We start from the raw sequence: 17,837 nt of genomic DNA, 5'->3' as shown, positions 1-17,837 counted from the left end.
CGTATCAAACACGGACAGGAGGAAGACGGGGCAGGCAAAAAAAACCACACATGCGAATGCAAAATATTCTCATGTGTGATGTTGCCGCCTATTTGCTTGGCTCGATTCTCATGATGCCGTCCGCCGAGAGTACGGTTTTCACCGGCAACAGCGCGGGCAAGGCATTGAGCAGGGCGTCCGGGTCATTCACATCCAGGTTGCCCGAAACCTTGAGTTGCGCCACGGCCTTGCTCACCTGCAACGACGCCTGTGGACGGTACAGGCTCAGTTCGTCGATCAGGCTGGCCAGCTCTCGATTGCGAAACGACAAGTGCCCGCTGCGCCAATCGGCGACCTCTTCGGCGCTGAGGCTTTGCGGTTGCACGGTGCCTTTGGCGTAGTTGTATGAGGCCCGTTGCTGGGCGCCGAGCAGGGTGACGGGGCTTTTGCCATTGGGCGCGAAAGCGACCTGACCATGGGCAACGCTGACCACCAATTGCTGCTGCCCTCGGCGCACATCGAAAGCAGTGCCCACCACCCGTACGCTCGACTCGCCGGCTTGCACGTAGAGGGGGCGTTCCTTGTCGGCGGCTACTTCGAGGTACAGCTGACCTTTGTCCAGGTGAAGCACCCGTAGATGGGCGCTGAAGTCCACGCGGATATGGGTGTTGGCATTCACATACAAGGTACTGCCATCCGGCAGATTCAACGTGCGCATGCCCTTGGCCTGGGTGGCAACCTGGCTGTGATACAGCTCGCGCGGTGCGCCGATAGAGGTCGCCAACACGGCGCACACCAAGGCAGCGGCCACCGCCAGGGCAGGGCGCCACAAAGCGGGCTTGCGCTTGGGCAGTGCCAACGGTTTGTTCAGTTGTTGCAACTGGGCGAGGTCGGCCCATAACTGTTCGAATTCGGCATAGGCGCGCGCATGGTCGGGCACCGCCTGCCAGGCAGCAAAGGCTTTACGGTCGGCGCGGCTTACTTCGTTGCGGTTGCGTGCAAACCAACTGGCGGCCTGGGCATCGATGGAATCGCTCGCTTGGCTGTCCAGCGCGTTTGTGTCGCTCGGGCGGTTCATTCTGGCTGCTCCGTGCCGGTGTCGGGTTGAAGGCGTCGCTTGCAGTGCAGCAGGGCAAAGGCGATGTGCTTTTCCACCATGCTGGTGGAGATGCCCATGCGCGTTGCGATCTGCGCCTGGCTCAAGCCTTCGAAGCGGTGCAGCATAAGGGCTTCTCGCCGGCGGGGCGAGAGTTCGGCGAGGACTTCTTTCAACTGTTCCAGGCGTTGCAGGCGAAGGGCGGCGGCCATAGGGTCGTTGTGCTCGTCGGTGACCGGCTCGGCATCCATTTCGGCGTGATCAGGGTGGACGATTTGCCGTACCTTCTGTTTACGCCAGTGGTCGCGCAGCAGGTTGCGTGCCATCTGGAACAGAAACGCCCGTGGCTGCTCGACCTTGGCCCGGTCGCGGTAGCCCAGCCATTGGGTAAACACATCCTGGGCCATGTCTGCCGCATCGCTGGCGTTGTCCGTGCGTTTGCGCAGGAAATACAGAATGTCTGCATAAAACCCGCGACAGGCATCGGCCGACGACGGGTCGGGCTGGGGACGAGACATGGATACCCTTCTTGACGAAGCACGATGTGGAAAAGTCGCGAATGATATCGAGAATTATTGTCATTTGTCTCCAGCTAAATAGATCTCCCGTGTTTGGCTGGAAAAAATTGGGGCATGGCCTTTAATCCTACAAGTTTGGGAGCGATATCCCACTCAAAGGAGAAAGTCATGGCTGGATGGTATGAGTTGAGTAAAAGCAGTAACGGGCAGTTTCGTTTCGTGCTTAAGGCGGCGAACGCAGAAACCATATTGACCAGCGAGCTTTACACCACCCGCGGTGCTACTGAAGCCGGCATTGCTTCAGTGCAGGCAAACAGCCCACATGATGAACGTTATGAGAAAAAAGTGGCCAGCAACGGCCAACCGTTCTTCAACCTCAAGGCGGCCAATCATCAAGTGATCGGCAGCAGTGAGCAGTACACCTCTACAGCCGCACGAGACAATGGCATTGCCAGCGTCAAGACCAATGGTTCCAGTGTCACTATCAAGGACAAGACCTGACGGTTGTGCAAGAAGGCCTACGCCCGGCTCGCGAGAGCCGGGCGTTTTTTATACCGATGACAGCAACGCTTTGAGCTGTCCGATCCCTGCTTCGCCCAACGGGAACACCGGCAAGCGCGGATGACCCACCTCCAACCCGGTCAAGCGCAACCCGGCCTTGATCGTCGCCGGCAGCCCGCCTTTGAGGATGAATTGCAGCAAGGGCAACTGTCGGTAGAACAGCTCCCGCGCCTTGTTCAAATCATCGGCCAGTACGGCCTGATACAAGCTCAGGTTCAGTTGCGGGATCAGGTTCGGCGCCGCGGTGCACCAGCCTTTGGCGCCAGCCGCGAAGGCTTCCAGCGCCAGCGGGTTGCAGCCGTTGTAGAACGGCACGTCACTTTGCAGTTTCAACTGGTGCATGCGCTGGATGTCGCCAGTGCTCTCCTTGACCATCGTCACGTTCTCGACCTGCTTGAGGATGCGCAGGATCAGCTCCACCGACATGTCGGTGCCGCTGGTGGCCGGGTTGTTGTAGAGCATGATCGGCACGCCGATGCTGTCGCCGATGGCGGCGTAGTGAGCGAGGATTTCCGCGTCACTGAGTTTCCAGTACGAGGCCGGCAGCACCATGACCACATCGGCGCCGTGCTCTTCGGCATAGCGGGCGCGGCGTACGGCTTTGGCGGTGGTCAGGTCGGACACGCTGACAATGGTCGGCACGCGCTTGGCGACTTTCTTGATGCTGTAGGCGCTGACTTCATCCCACTCGGCATCGCTCAGGTAAGCGCCTTCGCCCGTGCTGCCCAAGGGCGCAATGGCGTGGACGCCGCTGTTGATCAAGCGGTCGATGGAGTGCCCGAGGGCGTCGAGGTCAACGCGTTGGCCGTCGGCACTGAAGGGGGTGATGGTGTAGCCGATAATGCCGTGAATGGTTGGGTTGGACATGGGAAAAACTCCGGTCGAAAAGGGGGACAATCAGTTCAGGCAGTCGGCGTGCTTGCGCAGGTTTTGCCGGGCGTAGTAGTTGAACGCGGCGCCGTGGCGTTTGGGCTTGGAGATCCAGTCATGGGCCTCGCGCCCCAGCTCCGGCAGGATCGGTTTGACGCTGCCCGCAGACATCGCCAGCAACTGCAACTTGGCAGCCCGTTCGATCAGTTGCGCAATCACGCAGGCTTCTTCGATGTTGGCCCCGGTGGACAACTGCCCGTGGTGCGAGAGCAGGATGGCGCGCTTGTCGCCCAGGGCCGTGGTGATGATTTCCCCTTCTTCGTTGCCCACCGGCACGCCGGGCCAGGCCTCCAGGAACGCGCAATCTTCGTACAGCGGGCAAAGGTCCATGTGCGACACCTGCAACGGCACTTCCAGCATCGACAGCGCGGCAATGTGCGTGGGGTGTGTGTGGATGATGCAGTTTACATCCGGGCGGCCGCGGTACACCCAGGTGTGAAAACGGTTGGCGGGGTTGGGAATGCCATGGCCTTCCAGTACTTCGAGGTCTTCGTTGACCAGCAGCAGGTTGCTGGCGGTAATTTCATCAAAGCCCAGGCCCAGTTGCTGGGTGTAGTAGGTGCCGGGCGTCGGCCCACGTGCGGTGATCTGCCCGGCCAGGCCGGAGTCGTGGCCGTACTCGAACAGGATTCGGCAGGTCAGCGCCAGCTTTTGCCGGTCGGTCCACGTATTATCTGCCAGGCTGTTTTGCATCTGGCTCAGTGCTTGCTTGACCAGTTGGTCTTTTGGGAGTGCTAATGTCTTGGCCATATCGGTGTCCTTTGGATGGTTCAATGGACGTCGGATTTGCTGGTCGCCCGCTGCTCGCAAGGTCGTTGGGTGAGTGCAAATGACACTAAAGATGCTATATGACACTTTGTGTCATTGGCAAGCCTGTCTCATCGCTTTCTGCATGGATTAACCGCAGCAAATGTCTATCCGCTTGAAAATATTAAGAAAAAAACTTGGCGTAACCCTGGAGGCCCTGGCCGAAAAATCCGGGATGACCAAGAGTTACCTGTCGAAAGTCGAGCGCGGGCTCAATACGCCCTCCATCGCCGCGGCATTGAAACTGGCCAAGGCTCTGAACGTGAAGGTCGAAGAGCTGTTCAGCGAAGACAACGTCAGCCTCGACAGCTACAGCCTGGTGCGCAGCCATGAGCGGCCCGACACCTCGCCGGGTTATGCGGTGCTTGCCCACCAAGTCAGCGAGCGCAGCCTGCTGCCGTTCATCATTTATCCGCCGGCGGAGTTCACCGACAAGACCTTCAAGGAGCACCTGGGGGAGGAGTTTTTATTCGTGCATGAAGGCCAGGTTGAGGTGGATTTCATGAGTGAGCGCGTGCTGTTGGCGCGCGGCGATGCGCTGCATTTCAACGCGCAGAAACCCCACCGGATTCGCTCGGTGGGAGAGGTGCAGGCGCAGTTGCTAGTGGTGGTGCACAGCGCTGAGGAATGAGGCTGATCCCGACTTGAAATGCAGTCAATGTGGGAGCTGGCTTGCCTGCGATAGCGGTTTATCGGTGCCCGATCTGTGGCTGACCCACCGCCATCGCAGGCAAGCCAGCTCCCACATTTTGCTCAGCGTTCCACAGGGACGGACAATGCCGGATTACCCAGTGGGTGCGTACGCGCTGTAAAGAACCTCAGTTCCACAGCAGAGCCCTCGAACAACTCCAGATACCGCCGCTTCTGCTGGCGAATAAACCCATCGCTGCGCCCCGACACCGAGATCGCCAGGGTGTTGATGCTGGCCTGGCCGATAGCATCCACCAGGTGTTTATCCTGCGGCCCCAAGTCATGGCCGAAGATGCACAGCGCGCCTTCATGGCTCAACAGCTGTTCATAACAGAACGACAGATAATCCGAACTGCGGATACTTTTGAGTTTCTCCTCCACCTTGCCTTCACTGACAAACAGCGGCACATCGTCGAGGGTCTTGATCGTGTTGTTGATGGCAAAACTGCTGAGCAGGGTGCTGTCGGTGTACGGCAATTTGCGCGCCGTGCCGTCGAGGTTGCGCACCAGGTGCAGGCCGCCGTGCAGGTACAGGATGCGGGTGGCGTCGGTGTGCGTATTGCGCAGGTCGAAGCTTGAGTCGGCGCTGCGAAACAGGTCGTCAATGCCCGGTGCGTGCAGGGTCGCCCAATAGTTGAGCAAGTCGTAGTTACTGGTGAAGACGGTGGCGTAGGTGGTCAGCTCCGCGTTGATCGTCGTCAGCGTCGACGGCTGCACCAGGCGCCAGGGAATGTGCACGGTATGAATGGTGTTGATCAGCGCTTCCTTGATCGCGTAGTAACGGTTACGCGGCGCCGCCGAGCTGACCGCCAGGGCCTTGTTGACCCGGCTGGTGGTTTTCAAGGCGCCCAGCGCTTGCTCGAAACTGCGGGTCTGCAAGGCGTCGAACACGCTGAGTTCGGAGGCGCTCAGGGGTTTTTCTTCGACGGTACGGGCGTTTTCGAACAGCGAGTCGTAGGCAAAGTCTTCCCAAATCGTACGGCTGGCGCCGTTACCGATCAGTATCCCGCTGAAGTCGACGGCAGCGCGCAGGGCACTCCAGTCTTCAAGGTGGGCGTCAATATCCTGGAAATCCTTCATTGCGGCGGGTCTACTCGAAGTCGGCTGGGGGGTGACTTTATCACGAGCCGGCATTGATCCTGATCAAGATGCGCCACGCGGTACAGGTTGATTCTGTCGGCATAAAGCCTTTGAGGATTGATCATGAGCAGCACGTTCTTCATCCCCGCCGTCAACATCATGGGTATCGATTGCCTCGACGAAGCGATGACCGCCATCCGCAACTACGGCTTTGACAAGGCGTTGATTGTGACCGACGTGGGCCTGGCCAAAGCCGGTGTGGCCGGCATGATCGCCGAGAAGCTGGCGATGCAGGATATCGACTCGGTGATCTACGACGGCGCCAAGCCCAACCCCAGCGTGGAAAACGTCGAAAAAGGCCTGGCGTTGCTGCAACAGAGCGCCTGCGATTTCGTCGTGTCCCTGGGTGGCGGTTCGCCCCATGACTGCGCCAAGGGCATTGCCCTGTGCGCCACCAACGGCGGGCGCATCGGCGACTATGAAGGCGTCGACCGATCGAGCAAGCCGCAACTGCCGCTGGTGGCCATCAATACCACCGCTGGCACGGCCAGCGAGATGACGCGTTTTTGCATCATCACCGACGAAAGCCGCCACGTAAAAATGGCCATCGTTGATCGCAATGTCACGCCGTTGCTGTCGGTCAACGACCCGGCGCTGATGGTCGGCATGCCCAAGGGCCTCACCGCCGCCACGGGCATGGATGCGCTGACCCACGCCATCGAAGCCTACGTGTCCACCGCCGCGACACCGATCACCGACGCCTGCGCGATCAAGGCCATCGAGTTGATCAGCGCCAACCTGCGCCTGGCGGTCCGCGACGGCACTGACAAGGCCGCACGGGAAAACATGGCCTACGCGCAATTCCTCGCCGGCATGGCCTTCAACAATGCGTCCTTGGGTTTCGTGCATGCCATGGCTCACCAATTGGGCGGCTTGTACGACCTGCCCCACGGCGTGTGCAACGCCGTGCTATTGCCCCATGTACAAAGCTTCAACGCCAGCGTCTGCGCCAAACGCCTGAGAGACGTGGGCCGCGCCCTTGGTGCGGATATCAAGGGCATCACCGCCGAGGAGGGCGCCCAGGCTGCCATCGCGGCGATTCGTCGGTTGTCCCAGGACGTGGAAATCCCTGCGGGCTTGCGTGAGCTTGGCGCTAAGTTGCAGGACATTCCATTGCTGGCCAGCAATGCGTTGAAAGATGCCTGCGGGCTGACCAACCCACGGCGGGCGGACCAGCGTCAGATTGAGGAGATCTTTCGTAGCGCGTTTTGATCCGAGCTGCAGCGGGCAAGGCATACGCATGTGCCGCCCGCCAACGCCACACACAACACCGCCAGCGGCCACGCCTGCTGGCTCACCAGTAGGCTTGCCGCACCGCCGATCATGGCTGCCATCAACTGATGCACAAAACCGCCGAGGGCCATGGCGTAGGGGCCGCTGATGGGGGCCTCATCATTGGCGAGAGATAAACTGATAGGGTAACTGATCGACTGCCCCAGCACCGCCACGCAATAGGGCAACCACAGCAGCACCGCGAGCCCACTGGCAAGCACGCTGCCTAGCAACATGGTCGCCGTACCGAGCAGTACCAATGCAACGCCTGCACGCATCATTCTCAAGCGACCTGTGCGTGCAACGAAGCGATTGACCATTAACGCACCTGCCAGGTAAGCCCCACTGATCGGCCAACCCAGCCAGCCGTATTCCATTGCGCTCCACTGAAAACCTCCCTGAAAAATCAACGGTGCGCAGGTATTGAATGCAATGATCACCCCATAGCCCAAACCGCCGGCCAGTGCGGCGTGCAGAAAGGGAGGATGTCGCGCAATCGCGTTGTAAACACGCCAAGCGCGGACCGGGGAGCCAGCTTTTGCTTGCGTCGCAAATACCACCCGCTGCAACACCCCTATCAAAGCGACAGCCCCGATTGCCAACGTATAGAAAATTGCCTTCCAGCCAAACGCCATTTGCAATAACGAACCCACGAATTGGCCAATACCCAAGGCGACCACGAAGGTCATCCCCAGCCACGATAGTCCTTTGGCCAACTGTGCACCGCTGAAGTTGTCGCGCACTAATACCCGTGCCATGACGGACATCCCACCAGCCCCCAAGCCTTGAAGCAGGCGTAAGGCTAGAAATGACTCAACATTGAACGCTGATGGGATCGTCGCACTCGCCAGGGCATACACCGCCAAGGCTGCAAGTAACACCGGTTTTCTGCCAAGTCGCTCAGCCAGACTACCCCACAGCAGCATTGGCAAGGCCATGCCCACCAGATACACCGCTAGAGCCAGAGCAACATGCTTTTCGACGGCTAAAGCTTGCGCGATTGCTGGGACTGCGGGCAGATAGCTGCTGATACCAGCTTGAGCGAGGAAGGCAGCACTACAGGCGAGGAGGAGAGCGATATTGCTTTTCAATAAAAATCGTCCTATATCCTAAGTAAGGAAGAAACTGCTAGTTCGGCATCGTTTACACAGTTTTTAATCCGTTTCAGTAATCGTGGCCATTAATGAACGTCCCCATTAGGTAGCTTCTGACTGGGAGTGCAAGCTGGTGCTGGTTTTTGAGGCCGTGGTTAGTTGGGTTAGCTGTGCGCAAAACGACTCTATCGTTGTAGGGGACATATCTGCTCGGAGCGTTATGCGTACGGCTGATTTTCCTTTTGGAACTACCGGAAAAAATACAGCAGATGTAAAAAAGCCAATGTCCGAAAGTCGGGTGGCGAGCTCATTCGCTTTTTCAGCTTCTCCACAGTTAATTAAGCGTATGGCAGTCTGGGTGCCGTGCTGCTCTGTATATATTAATTTGTCAAATAGCTGAATGTTAAATTGAAGTTTTTCTTGAAGCTCGTATAGCTCTTCAGTCTGGTGTATTTTTAGCGACGCCAGCCCAGCGCCAATAGCCGCTGAGTTCAGACTTTGCGACCAGTTGCTCGGGCCACCATAACGGTACATCAGACTTTTTTGTCGTTCGCTGCCAAACATGATCAACCCGCCGCTAGCACCGAAAGACTTTCCTAAGGACGCGACTATTAATGTCTGATCGTCTTGCGCATGCATAAATGGCCGGATGTAACCACGTCCTCCCTCTCCGAATACCGACAGCGCATGCGAGTCGTCCATATAGAGAAATAGCCCATAACGAGCTTTTAAGTAAAGTAAACCGTCAACGTCCGCAACGCCGCAGGGTTTTGGCCTCCCTTATTCCCTGCATCGCACCTTCTATTATGGCCGGGTGGTGATCGAGCCCAAGATATGAGGTTGTGCAGAAGTGATGGAAGTCGCGCCCATATTGATCTGTCAGGTAATTATTGCTTTTGACGGTGACATTGAGCTCGCATATTCGCCCGCTCTTTGCCGAGTGCCAGTCCGTTTCGGCCAATGCTATGAGTTTTTTGTAATTTGAGAATTTGTGTGTGTGCGATGAGTTTTCCATTTCTCTAGCGTCCTTTGGGGGGGCTGGAAAACACTACCGGGAAAATTTTGATTCGATAAGTCAGACGATTCCCATGTGCGATAGCCCGGATGGAGTATTTCGTGTAGGTACATTCCTGCTTTTAGGATGGCACAGTAATGTCATTCGAATAGCTGCCTACAATGTCCTGGTGTGCCAAGGGACCTGAAGGGGGGTGATATCATGCGATTTAATGGGCGTGTGCGTCAGTAAATTGGGTAAGGTGCCGGCGTGCAGGGCGGATGTGCCGGTAGCCTTCAAGAGGCTCGTCTATCGACTCGCCAAGTCAGTGGGATGAAGGAATATTTGATGAGAGTTCTGTTATTCGGCGCCACCGGCATGGTGGGCCAGGGTGTGCTGCGCGAGTGCCTGCTGGCGGCCGATGTGCAGGAAGTGGTAGCCGTCGGCCGCACGCCCCTGACTCAGGAGCACGGCAAGCTGCATCAGGTATTGCACAACGACATGCTGGATTTCCAACCCCTGGAAAACCTGCTGCAGGGTTTTGATGCCTGTTTCTTTTGCCTCGGCGTTTCGTCGGCGGGCATGAAGGAGGCGCGCTACACCCACCTCACCTATGACCTGACCCTGGTGGCGGCCAGCACCCTGGCGCGGCTCAATCCGCAGATGACCTTTATCTATGTGTCCGGCGCCGGCACGGACAGTTCCGAAGCCGGCAAGTCGATGTGGGCGCGGGTCAAGGGCAAGACCGAAAATGCCTTGCTGCGCTTGCCGTTCAAGGCGGTGTATCTGTTCCGCCCGGGGATCATCCAGCCGTTGCACGGTGTGCGTTCGAAGACGCCGTTGTACCAATCCTTCTATAGCGTGCTCGGGCCGGTGCTTTCGTTTGTGCGGCGACTGAAACCGGATTGGGTGGTGAGCACCGAGACCGTCGGCCGTGCGATGTTGCAGGCGGCCAGCCAGGGCGCGCCGCAGCCCGTGGTGGAGCAGGCGCAGATCAATCGCCTTGCGGCTGAGCGCCGCTGAACTGAATCAGCGCAACGGCGCTGATCAGCAGTAGCGCGCCCAACACCCGGGAGGTTGTCAACTGACGTTCCACCAGGCCGAACAGGCCGAAATGGTCCAGCAGCAATGACGCGAGAACCTGCCCGGCCATGGCCAGCGCAATGAAGCCCGATGCGCCGAGCTTGGGCAGCAGCATCAACGCCAATGAAATAAAACACACGCCAAAGGCACCGCCGGCCCACATCCACAACGGTGCCTTGCTGATAAAGGCCAGGCTCGGCAGGGGTAAACGCAGCGCCACAATCACCGGCAGCAGCACGATGATGCTCACCAGTAACGAAGCCAGGGTGGCCCACAAGGGATGGCCGAGGCCGCGCCCGAGGTTGGCGTTGATCGCACTCTGAAACGGCACCACCGCGCCGGCGAACACCGCCAGCGCTAACAAACCTACCCAATGCAACACAGTCATCTCGACGCTCCCAAAGGTTTTGCTGGACTCTAGGGTATTCGTCGCGCAAATTTAAATTCCGAATTATTATGCCGAGCATGCAGCTGATGAATGATCTGCGTCGCATCGACCTGAACCTGCTGGAGATCCTCGACGCTTTGCTCAGCGAGCAACACGTCACCCGCGCCGCCGAGCGCCTGCACCTGAGCCAGCCGGCGGTCAGCCATGCGTTGGCGCGGCTGCGCGATATGCTGGGCGACCCGCTGCTGATGCGTCAGGGCGGCACATTGGTGCCAACCGCCCGAGCCATGGAATTGGCGGCGCCATTGACCGAAGCCCTGGCCCAGGTGCAGGCCTTACTGGCGCCGAATCGTTTTGACCCCACTTCTGCCAAGCGCCGCTTTCGTGTGGCGATGTCGGACTACAGCGCGGCGATATTCCTGCCCGGCCTGGTTCGCCTCCTACGCCATGAAGCGCCCGGTATCGACTTGCAGGTCATCCAGGCTAGCCGCGAAGGCATGGTTGAGGGTGTGCTCAATGGCGATCTCGACCTGGCTGCGGGCGTATTCCCCGACATGCCCGCCGAAATGCGGACTACGCCGCTGTTCGAGGAGCATTACACCTGCCTGGTCGACCGCGATAGCCTGGCGCCCGCCGGGGTGCTGGACCTGCCGGCCTATCTGTCGCGCCCCCATGTACTGTTGGAGATGCGCGGCAGCGGCACGCCGGAAATCGAACGGGCGCTGACGGCCATTCGTGAACGCCGCCATGTAGCCATAAGCCTGCCGCACTGGGGTGTGGCGCCGCAGTTGATCCAGGGTACGGACCTGATTCTGACGGTGTCGTCCCGGGGTTTGATAAATATTGACGCTCGGCAATTGCTGGCCGTGCCACCGCCGTTTCATATTCCGTCGTTTGCCTTTGAGCTGGCCTGGCATACGCGGCGGGGTGGGGATGTGGGGTTGCAGTGGTTGATTGGCAGGGTGGTGGGTGTATTGTCCGCAGACCCACGATAACGCGAGAACACCTAGATGCTCAGCGGTTTCAACCACCTGACCCTGGCCGTCACCGATGTGCCGCGCAGCGTCAGTTTCTATCACGATCTGCTGCGCCTGCAGCTCGACGCAACCTGGGACAACGGTGCCTACCTCTCACTGCCTGGGCTTTGGCTGTGCCTGTCGCTGGACCCGTTGCGCTCGACTGCTCCGGCGGTGGATTACACCCACTATGCCTTCACTGTCGATGCTGCTGATTTCACTCCCTTGGTCGAACACCTGCGTGCTGCCGGGGTACAGGAATGGCGAGACAACCGCAGCGAAGGCGCATCGTTTTATTTTCTCGATCCCGACGGCCATAAGCTGGAGGTTCATGTCGGCGATCTGGCCTCGCGGCTGCAAGCCTGTCGCGCCCAGCCCTATGCTGGAATGAAGTTTTACCCACCGCGCTGAAACATGCAGAATCAATCACCTTTTAGCGTCTGTCGGAGCGTCTATCCATGACCCCATCCTTGCTGCTCGCCGTGCTGGCTTCGGGTTTTATCTACGGCATTACCCCAGGCCCCGGTGTCCTGGCCGTATTCGGCATCGGTGCGGCTCGTGGCCGGCGTGCCGGGGCAGGATTCTTGTGCGGTCATTTGCTCGGCGATGTGGTGTGGTGCAGCACGGCGCTGATTGCCATCGTCGGTGCGCGGGAAGTCGGCAGCAGTGCCTTTGACGTACTCGGTGTACTCAGTGGAATGTATTTGTTCTGGCTCGGCTGGCGTGCGATCCGCACCCAGCGGCGCAATAGCGATGCCCCTCAGGGCGCGGCGCGCCATCCGTTCTGGCACGGTATTCTGTTTGGCTTGACCAACCCCAAGGCCTACCCGGTCGCCGTGGCGACGTTCACCGCGTTACTGTCCAGCCGAGCCGAGTTGTTGACTTGGTCGATGTTGCCGACGTTGATTCTGCTGAGCTTTATCGGTGGCTTGCTGGCCTACGCGATCCTGATCGGCGTGGTGGGTGCCCAACGGGTGCGCACGCTGTATCAACGCCATGAAATCCTGATCACCAAGCTCTGCGGCGTGATGTTTATCGGCTTCGCCCTCAATGCCCTGGCGCACGCATTGCCGGGCCTGTTCGGCAGCAAAGCGGCCTGAGGCGACGACGACCGTTCGTCGCACAGGTAAGTTTTTTCTAAACCTTTACCGCCGTGAAAATTCGAATTCAGGGCGGGTTGTATGCTCCCGCGCCTATTTTTGCCCTGGAGGAACCCATCATGAGCCGCATGGCTACCCGGTTACGCACCGCCAGTTTCGCGATGCTGCTGGGCCTCGGCGCCAGCAGTGCTTTCGCCCAGTCGCCTGCAGAATTCATCGAGCAGGCTTCGGCCAAAGGCATGGCCGATATCGAAACCAGCCGCATGGCCCACGCCAAGACCTCGTCCCAGGAAATCAAGGACTACACCATTGAGGTTATCAACGAGCGCACGCTGGCCAACCAGCACTTGGCGGCGATCGCCAAGAAGCTTGATTTGCCAGTGGCCCCACGGGAGAAGATCGTTGATAAGGCCGAAACCCTGATGCCTGAACTCAAGGACGGCGATTCGTTTGACGCTGCCTATACCGCGCAGCAGGTCAAGGAGAACGAAGACGCCATCGCCCTGTTCAAGAAAGAAGGCGCTGCGTCGGATGTGCCAGAGATAAAGGCACTGGTGGATGAGACGCTACCCAAGCTTGAAGAGCGCCTGCAAAAAGCCAGGGCCCTGGCCTCGACCTACGGTAAGGGCCATCAAGGCGACGGTTGAGGCGACTACTGGAAATGAAAAAACGGCGGTTGGAGAGGATCCAACCGCCGTTTTCATATCAACAGGACTGTGGGTTTTTCTGCCGTGCTTTTAGGAGCGAGCCTACGGTATCTCAAGGCGGCGAGCGCAAGACTGGGTTTTTACCTGGATAACCCCTATGACCGCATATGCCACCTGCGACCTGCGCACACTTTATCACCTGACCGAAGATCACTATTTTTCTGCCACCTGCGGCCTGCATCGCCGTTATAGCGCGGCTATCAACGCTTATTTCGTTGACGTATGTTCTGGCCTGTATGACTTGTTATTTATTCGCGTGGGCAGCGCTCCATTGGGCGAAGCTTTTGCTGCCCCGTTGGGCTTGATCCATGGTTCCGTCCTTGCAATACGCATTGTGGTTCATGAGGAAAAGGTGGCTGAGCTACGCGAGGCGCTCTGCGCAATCGGTTTCCAGCCTGCTGAACAGACAACCGCGATGGTTCTCGAGCTGTCGCGTTTTATTCCAAGGATGAGCGAGGGGACTCTACAGGTCTGCCTGACGCGGGATTTGAACGAATGGGCGGGTCCAGTTGGCAGCGCATATTCGATGCTTCCCGAGGTCGTTGTGAACTATCAGGCACGGCACCAGAGGGCGCTTGATGCGGGTGAGGCCCTTTACCACTTCACCCTGTCCGCCGAGGGGCGTGTGAGCTGTTCGTTGACGTTGTCACTGTGTGAAGGCGAGGCCCGTCTGAATGATGTCGGCACGCTCAAGGGCTTTCGTGGAAGAGGCTATGCCACTTGCCTGATTCAAGCTGCCCTGCTTCACGCCTCGAGCCTGGGGGCTCACCGATGTTTTCTCGAGGCCTCGACGGAGGCCATCTCGCTGTATCAACAGTTGGGCTTTGCACGTTTGTTCGAGTATCAGGCTTTCACTCGCGGAGCGCTTGCTGACCGGTTATCAAAAAGCCATTTTTGCCTGGGTGCGATCCTCAAGCGTCAGTAGATACTGCTTGGCCTCAAGCCCTCCGGCAAACCCGGTCAGCCCGCCCGAAGCCCCCACCACTCGGTGGCATGGCGCAATGATCGAGATCGGGTTGCGCCCATTCGCGGCCCCGACTGCGCGCACGGCTTTGGGGTTGCCGATCTGCTCGGCGATCTGGCTGTAGCTGCGGGTTTCGCCGAAGGGAATGGTCAGCAGTGCCTGCCAGACCTGCTTCTGGAAGTCAGTGCCGGCGAAATCCAGCTCCAGTTCGAACTGGTTACGCGTTCCGGCAAAGTATTCCTTCAATTGGCGTTCGGTTTCTCGCAGCACCGGGCTGTCGTTGGCCTCAATCAATTCACCCAGGCGTACGCGATTGGCGCGTTCTACTTCCCAGAGGATGGCGCTGAGTTTGCCATCGCGCGCCACCAGGGTGAGTTCACCGACAGGGGAAGGCATGAGCTTGTACTGGTAGGTCATGAGCTGTTTCCTTGAAGGGCGTTGAGGGGGGACGACGCCACTGTAGTTCCACCAAGGGGTTAGGGAACTACGTTTCTTGCGGTCAAATTCTTCGCCCCATTAGAAATTCCAGTAAACCCAGTTGGAATAATAGGGGTACCCGTAGAGCCAGGCGATAATGTAAAGGGCCTTGAGTACTGACGCGGTACCTAACATGAACATAGAAATGACGTTGAGCAGGGTGACAAACAAAGCGAACACAGCCACGCGTGGGGTTGCGTGACGCCAGGCAAACCTCACGCCATACGCTGACGCGGCAATCACTCCTAACTCCAGCAAAAATCTAAGGGGGAAGGGGAAGGGCAGCCGTACAAACGAGATCAGCAGCGGCAAAACCAACACCCAGCCGACTACTTGGCGCAGGATGATGTTGGGTGTGGTTTTTTGGGTGTCCAGCATTGCCATATTCCGAACTCTGGGCCGATGAGCCTACATTATCGCGCGGTGTTGCCGGCCTTGCCGTAAGACTTTGCTTAGGCGTACCTACCGCTGCTGCTGTAATACCTGGAGCGCTGCGGATGCCAGAAAAGAAATCCCGAGCAGCTTTTTTTCCTGTGGATGATTCAACACAAGGTGCTTCACACCCTCAGGCTCGACTGCCGAGCAGCAGATGAGCGCTGGAGAATAAATTTCAGACATAAAAAAACCGGTCACCAAGGACCGGTTTTTTGTGCATCCTGCGTCAGAACCTTCCTGACGCCAGCGCAAATCTGAGTGGAGCGGGTAGAGGGAATCGAACCCTCGTCGGAAGCTTGGGAAGCTACTGTTCTACCATTAAACTATACCCGCTCAGAGCGGCTGACTTTGTACCAGATGTTCGGCTGGATTTGAAGTTTTTCTTTGAAAAATGTGAGAGTTGCGTGTGGCGAGGGAGCATGCTCGCCACAGTGTCAGGCTTGATCTCAAAGCGCCCACGCATGTTGCGCCTGGCCCTGGCTATACCGCAACGGGCTGGCGGGCCGCTGCCCTTTCAAGAAGCCCACCACGGCCTCACGGCTATCGCGGCACGCGGCTTTATGTTCCATGTCCAGGAAATGCCCCGTTGCCTGGATGGTGCTGAAGCAGCTCTTGGCCACATGCTGGCCAAACAGCTTGGCGTCGTCTGCGCTGGTGTATTCGTCCCACTCGCCGTTCAAGAACAGCACCGGAATGTCGATTTGCCTGGCCGCCTTGAGGTAGCACTGCCGGTCGCTGTTGAGCACGTGGCTGATGTGGAAGTGCATTTGCCCGTATTCGTGTGCGGCCAGGCTGCTGACATGGCGGTAATTGAAGCGTTTGAACAGCGAAGGCAGGTGCTTGCCAATGGTGCTGTTGACCAAGTGGCCGACACGGTCGCGGTCGAGGTTGCCCAGGTAGTCGACGCCTCGTTCGAGGTAGTCGCGCATCGGCGCATTGATTACCGGCGAGAAGGAGCTGATCACGGCTTTTTCTATCCTACGGGGCCGGTGTGCAAGGGCGACCAACGTGGCGGCGCCGCCCCAGGAGAAGGACAGCACATATTCAGCTGCGAAGTGGTCGAGCAGTTCCAGGAGGATCTGGCCTTCGACTTCCTTGGTGAGCATCTGCTCATGACGGTTATGGATTTTGGAACGGCCAGCGTAGGGCTGGTCGTACAACACCACATTGAATTGCGGGTACAGGCTTTTGACGGTTTGAGCGAAGGACGCCGTGGTCGCCATGGAGCCGTTGACCAGGACGATGGTCTTTGCCGCCGCGTCCGCGCGATAGAACTCCGTGTAAACCCGATACTGACCCTGTATATCCAGCACAGCGATTTCTGGCCTCATGTCGTAAGACTCCTGGCAAGCGGGTAGTGCGCGCAAATCACTTTGCACGTGCTTTATGACAGGTAGGCATACGCCTGGAAAATGAAGGCTCACGTCGGTCCGATGACGGCTGGCCGGCGGGTGTTGTTATGGCGGGCGGTTTGCCGGGAGGGCCCGACGATCAAGCACGGGCGCGGCAGGTGTTTCTTGGAGGTTATAGGGCGACTCATCAGTCATCATCTGGCTGAAGCCTTGATTCAAGCAGCACCGAAGGCAGGTCGCAAGGTAAGCGGTTGGTTTTTTGCCATCACCGGCTGAACGGTCGTCAGATTAGTCGGATCTCGTCGTCAGTCAGTGGCCGATACTGACCCGGCGCAAGCGAGGTATCCAGCACCAAGGGGCCCATTCGCTCGCGGTGCAGGCCGATTACCTTGTTATCAAAATGCCCGAACATGCGCTTCACCTGGTGATAGCGGCCTTCGACGATGCTCAACCGGGCCGTTCTTGGGCCCAGCCGTTCAAGTTTGGCAGGTTGGGTAGTGAGATCTTCAAAGGCGAAATACACCCCTGCCGCGAACGTCATCGCATACTGCGGGCCGATGTCCTGTTCGGTTTGCACGTGGTACACCTTGGGCAACTTGGTCTGTGGTTGCGTGAGGCGCCGTGACCATTGGCCATCGTTGGTGATCAGCATCAGGCCGGTGGTGTTGAAATCCAGGCGCCCGGCGATATGCAGGTCGGCTTTGTCCGGTTCGTGCAGCAGGTCCAGGACCGTGGAGTGTTGCGGGTCCGACGTGGCGCTGACGCAGCCCTGGGGTTTGTGCAGCATGAAATAGCGTGCCGGCTTGCCCGCTTGCAGAATTTCACCGTCAACGCAAACCTGGCTGAACTCACGTACGTCATGGTGCGGATCGCTGACTGCAACACCCTCGACGGTCACCCGGCGCTCCACCAGCAACAAGCGCACTTGTTTACGATTGAACTGTGGCAGGTTGCTTAGGAAGCGATCAACGCGCATGGCGGTTACGCAACTGTTCGTCCACTTGGGCGCAGCGTGGGCACAGGCAGGCTTTATTGCGCACCTCATCCGGCAGGGCTTCAAGCACCGCCGGGTCGATGATGACGCTGTAGCACCAGCAGGCTTGATCGGCCGTGCGCGGATCGGCCAGGGAGCAGTCGTTGCGGGCACCGCAGGCGGGGCATAGGGTCGGTGTGGTCATGGGTCGGTTCAGGCAGGCATCGGGTAGGACAGCGGTAGTTGTTGCACGATACAGCG

Annotated in this window: 21 protein-coding genes, 1 tRNA gene and 1 pseudogene; 9 read left to right on the top strand and 14 right to left on the bottom strand. The window is 58.5% G+C overall.

Annotation, left to right across the window (positions count from 1 at the left end; genetic code table 11):
• Positions 1–88 precede the first annotated feature (88 nt).
• Complete coding sequence (locus AC4PS6_RS01620) at positions 89–1,057, bottom strand: FecR family protein (RefSeq protein ID WP_032903204.1); 969 nt, start codon at positions 1,055–1,057, stop codon at positions 89–91.
• Entirely contained in the window at positions 1,054–1,593 is a 540-nt protein-coding gene (locus AC4PS6_RS01615) for an RNA polymerase sigma factor (RefSeq protein ID WP_019817813.1), read from the bottom strand. The genes AC4PS6_RS01620 and AC4PS6_RS01615 overlap by 4 nt, the downstream gene beginning before the upstream one ends.
• Positions 1,594–1,761: 168 nt before the next feature.
• Here AC4PS6_RS01615 and AC4PS6_RS01610 point away from each other — a divergent pair, with 168 nt between their 5' ends.
• Positions 1,762–2,094 (top strand): YegP family protein, encoded by a 333-nt coding sequence (locus tag AC4PS6_RS01610; protein WP_014717333.1) that lies wholly within the window; start codon positions 1,762–1,764, stop codon positions 2,092–2,094.
• 48 nt (positions 2,095–2,142) lie between these two features.
• Here the strand turns inward: AC4PS6_RS01610 and AC4PS6_RS01605 are convergent, their stop codons facing one another.
• Entirely contained in the window at positions 2,143–3,021 is an 879-nt protein-coding gene (locus tag AC4PS6_RS01605) for a dihydrodipicolinate synthase family protein (protein WP_019817812.1), read from the bottom strand.
• Positions 3,022–3,051: 30 nt separating this feature from the next.
• A complete protein-coding gene (locus AC4PS6_RS01600; RefSeq protein ID WP_014717335.1) occupies positions 3,052–3,834 on the bottom strand; it encodes an aldolase in 783 nt (260 codons plus the stop codon).
• Positions 3,835–3,994: 160 nt separating this feature from the next.
• Here AC4PS6_RS01600 and AC4PS6_RS01595 point away from each other — a divergent pair, with 160 nt between their 5' ends.
• A complete protein-coding gene (locus AC4PS6_RS01595; RefSeq protein ID WP_014717336.1) occupies positions 3,995–4,522 on the top strand; it encodes a helix-turn-helix domain-containing protein in 528 nt (175 codons plus the stop codon).
• Positions 4,523–4,644: 122 nt separating this feature from the next.
• Here AC4PS6_RS01595 and AC4PS6_RS01590 read toward each other — a convergent pair whose 3' ends face one another.
• Positions 4,645–5,661: a DUF4917 family protein gene (locus AC4PS6_RS01590; RefSeq protein WP_103451996.1), complete on the bottom strand. Its 1,017-nt coding sequence runs from the start codon at positions 5,659–5,661 to the stop codon at positions 4,645–4,647.
• Between the two features lie 123 nt (positions 5,662–5,784).
• On the opposite strand from AC4PS6_RS01590, the gene yiaY reads away from it, so the two are divergent.
• Entirely contained in the window at positions 5,785–6,933 is a 1,149-nt protein-coding gene (gene yiaY, locus AC4PS6_RS01585; protein WP_032903202.1) for an L-threonine dehydrogenase, read from the top strand.
• On the opposite strand, the gene AC4PS6_RS01580 is transcribed toward yiaY, so the two are convergent.
• Both AC4PS6_RS01580 and AC4PS6_RS01575 read right to left on the bottom strand, forming a co-directional pair.
• Entirely contained in the window at positions 6,900–8,084 is a 1,185-nt protein-coding gene (locus AC4PS6_RS01580) for an MFS transporter (protein ID WP_020301016.1), read from the bottom strand. The genes yiaY and AC4PS6_RS01580 overlap by 34 nt on opposite strands.
• Positions 8,085–8,189: 105 nt before the next feature.
• A pseudogene (locus tag AC4PS6_RS01575) lies at positions 8,190–9,102 on the bottom strand (aminotransferase class I/II-fold pyridoxal phosphate-dependent enzyme).
• 327 nt (positions 9,103–9,429) lie between these two features.
• Here AC4PS6_RS01575 and AC4PS6_RS01570 point away from each other — a divergent pair.
• Positions 9,430–10,104, top strand: a complete 675-nt coding sequence (locus AC4PS6_RS01570) for an NAD(P)H-binding protein (RefSeq protein ID WP_019818511.1) — start codon at positions 9,430–9,432, stop codon at positions 10,102–10,104.
• On the opposite strand, the gene AC4PS6_RS01565 is transcribed toward AC4PS6_RS01570, so the two are convergent.
• Positions 10,076–10,552 (bottom strand): DMT family transporter, encoded by a 477-nt coding sequence (locus AC4PS6_RS01565; protein ID WP_336826887.1) that lies wholly within the window; start codon positions 10,550–10,552, stop codon positions 10,076–10,078. The genes AC4PS6_RS01570 and AC4PS6_RS01565 overlap by 29 nt on opposite strands.
• Positions 10,553–10,629: 77 nt before the next feature.
• Here AC4PS6_RS01565 and AC4PS6_RS01560 point away from each other — a divergent pair, with 77 nt between their 5' ends.
• The 5 genes from AC4PS6_RS01560 (at position 10,630) to AC4PS6_RS01540 (ending at position 14,300) form a co-directional block, all read left to right on the top strand.
• The gene (locus tag AC4PS6_RS01560) at positions 10,630–11,547 is read left to right on the top strand and encodes a LysR family transcriptional regulator (protein ID WP_492180630.1); all 918 of its coding nucleotides are present in this window, start codon (positions 10,630–10,632) and stop codon (positions 11,545–11,547) included.
• A gap of 15 nt (positions 11,548–11,562) precedes the next feature.
• Positions 11,563–11,979: a fosfomycin resistance glutathione transferase gene (gene fos / locus AC4PS6_RS01555; protein ID WP_019818507.1), complete on the top strand. Its 417-nt coding sequence runs from the start codon at positions 11,563–11,565 to the stop codon at positions 11,977–11,979.
• A gap of 47 nt (positions 11,980–12,026) precedes the next feature.
• Positions 12,027–12,668, top strand: coding sequence for a LysE family translocator (locus AC4PS6_RS01550; protein WP_014717344.1), 642 nt, complete (start codon positions 12,027–12,029; stop codon positions 12,666–12,668).
• 119 nt (positions 12,669–12,787) lie between these two features.
• Complete coding sequence (locus AC4PS6_RS01545) at positions 12,788–13,315, top strand: DUF4142 domain-containing protein (RefSeq protein WP_014717345.1); 528 nt, start codon at positions 12,788–12,790, stop codon at positions 13,313–13,315.
• A gap of 157 nt (positions 13,316–13,472) precedes the next feature.
• On the top strand, positions 13,473–14,300 hold the full coding sequence (locus AC4PS6_RS01540) for a GNAT family N-acetyltransferase (RefSeq protein WP_050587241.1): 828 nt from the start codon (positions 13,473–13,475) through the stop codon (positions 14,298–14,300).
• On the opposite strand, the gene AC4PS6_RS01535 is transcribed toward AC4PS6_RS01540, so the two are convergent.
• The 6 genes from AC4PS6_RS01535 to AC4PS6_RS01510 form a co-directional block, all read right to left on the bottom strand.
• Positions 14,256–14,756, bottom strand: a complete 501-nt coding sequence (locus AC4PS6_RS01535) for a methylated-DNA--[protein]-cysteine S-methyltransferase (protein ID WP_032903201.1) — start codon at positions 14,754–14,756, stop codon at positions 14,256–14,258. The two genes, AC4PS6_RS01540 and AC4PS6_RS01535, sit on opposite strands and share 45 nt — an antisense overlap.
• A 99-nt stretch (positions 14,757–14,855) precedes the next feature.
• Positions 14,856–15,194, bottom strand: a complete 339-nt coding sequence (locus AC4PS6_RS01530) for a hypothetical protein (protein ID WP_014717348.1) — start codon at positions 15,192–15,194, stop codon at positions 14,856–14,858.
• Between the two features lie 316 nt (positions 15,195–15,510).
• Positions 15,511–15,584 (bottom strand) — tRNA-Gly (locus tag AC4PS6_RS01525).
• Between the two features lie 113 nt (positions 15,585–15,697).
• On the bottom strand, positions 15,698–16,582 hold the full coding sequence (locus tag AC4PS6_RS01520; RefSeq protein ID WP_032903200.1) for an alpha/beta fold hydrolase: 885 nt from the start codon (positions 16,580–16,582) through the stop codon (positions 15,698–15,700).
• A gap of 304 nt (positions 16,583–16,886) precedes the next feature.
• The gene (locus tag AC4PS6_RS01515; RefSeq protein ID WP_014717350.1) at positions 16,887–17,579 is read right to left on the bottom strand and encodes a pseudouridine synthase; all 693 of its coding nucleotides are present in this window, start codon (positions 17,577–17,579) and stop codon (positions 16,887–16,889) included.
• Positions 17,569–17,781, bottom strand: a complete 213-nt coding sequence (locus tag AC4PS6_RS01510; protein WP_019818502.1) for a cysteine-rich CWC family protein — start codon at positions 17,779–17,781, stop codon at positions 17,569–17,571. The genes AC4PS6_RS01515 and AC4PS6_RS01510 overlap by 11 nt, the downstream gene beginning before the upstream one ends.
• Positions 17,782–17,837 lie beyond the last annotated feature (56 nt).

The sequence above is a fragment of the Pseudomonas sp. DW-iso17 genome, assembly GCF_058725345.1.
Note: the sequence above shows the minus strand (reverse complement) of the source record. Positions and strands in the feature narration are given on the sequence as shown.

What these genes read in the sequence shown, in the direction of transcription:
- AC4PS6_RS01520 (WP_032903200.1), bottom strand. Translation starts at nt 16,582, where the DNA reads ATGAGGCCAGAAATCGCTGTGCTGGATATACAGGGTCAGTATCGGGTT.
- AC4PS6_RS01510 (WP_019818502.1), bottom strand. Translation starts at nt 17,781, where the DNA reads ATGACCACACCGACCCTATGCCCCGCCTGCGGTGCCCGCAACGACTGC.
- AC4PS6_RS01590 (WP_103451996.1), bottom strand. Translation starts at nt 5,661, where the DNA reads ATGAAGGATTTCCAGGATATTGACGCCCACCTTGAAGACTGGAGTGCC.
- AC4PS6_RS01545 (WP_014717345.1), top strand. Translation starts at nt 12,788, where the DNA reads ATGAGCCGCATGGCTACCCGGTTACGCACCGCCAGTTTCGCGATGCTG.
- fos (WP_019818507.1), top strand. Translation starts at nt 11,563, where the DNA reads ATGCTCAGCGGTTTCAACCACCTGACCCTGGCCGTCACCGATGTGCCG.
- AC4PS6_RS01600 (WP_014717335.1), bottom strand. Translation starts at nt 3,834, where the DNA reads ATGGCCAAGACATTAGCACTCCCAAAAGACCAACTGGTCAAGCAAGCA.
- AC4PS6_RS01560 (WP_492180630.1), top strand. Translation starts at nt 10,630, where the DNA reads ATGCAGCTGATGAATGATCTGCGTCGCATCGACCTGAACCTGCTGGAG.
- AC4PS6_RS01605 (WP_019817812.1), bottom strand. Translation starts at nt 3,021, where the DNA reads ATGTCCAACCCAACCATTCACGGCATTATCGGCTACACCATCACCCCC.
- AC4PS6_RS01515 (WP_014717350.1), bottom strand. Translation starts at nt 17,579, where the DNA reads ATGCGCGTTGATCGCTTCCTAAGCAACCTGCCACAGTTCAATCGTAAA.
- AC4PS6_RS01610 (WP_014717333.1), top strand. Translation starts at nt 1,762, where the DNA reads ATGGCTGGATGGTATGAGTTGAGTAAAAGCAGTAACGGGCAGTTTCGT.
- AC4PS6_RS01535 (WP_032903201.1), bottom strand. Translation starts at nt 14,756, where the DNA reads ATGACCTACCAGTACAAGCTCATGCCTTCCCCTGTCGGTGAACTCACC.
- yiaY (WP_032903202.1), top strand. Translation starts at nt 5,785, where the DNA reads ATGAGCAGCACGTTCTTCATCCCCGCCGTCAACATCATGGGTATCGAT.
- AC4PS6_RS01615 (WP_019817813.1), bottom strand. Translation starts at nt 1,593, where the DNA reads ATGTCTCGTCCCCAGCCCGACCCGTCGTCGGCCGATGCCTGTCGCGGG.
- AC4PS6_RS01530 (WP_014717348.1), bottom strand. Translation starts at nt 15,194, where the DNA reads ATGCTGGACACCCAAAAAACCACACCCAACATCATCCTGCGCCAAGTA.
- AC4PS6_RS01550 (WP_014717344.1), top strand. Translation starts at nt 12,027, where the DNA reads ATGACCCCATCCTTGCTGCTCGCCGTGCTGGCTTCGGGTTTTATCTAC.
- AC4PS6_RS01540 (WP_050587241.1), top strand. Translation starts at nt 13,473, where the DNA reads ATGACCGCATATGCCACCTGCGACCTGCGCACACTTTATCACCTGACC.
- AC4PS6_RS01595 (WP_014717336.1), top strand. Translation starts at nt 3,995, where the DNA reads ATGTCTATCCGCTTGAAAATATTAAGAAAAAAACTTGGCGTAACCCTG.
- AC4PS6_RS01570 (WP_019818511.1), top strand. Translation starts at nt 9,430, where the DNA reads ATGAGAGTTCTGTTATTCGGCGCCACCGGCATGGTGGGCCAGGGTGTG.
- AC4PS6_RS01620 (WP_032903204.1), bottom strand. Translation starts at nt 1,057, where the DNA reads ATGAACCGCCCGAGCGACACAAACGCGCTGGACAGCCAAGCGAGCGAT.
- AC4PS6_RS01565 (WP_336826887.1), bottom strand. Translation starts at nt 10,552, where the DNA reads ATGACTGTGTTGCATTGGGTAGGTTTGTTAGCGCTGGCGGTGTTCGCC.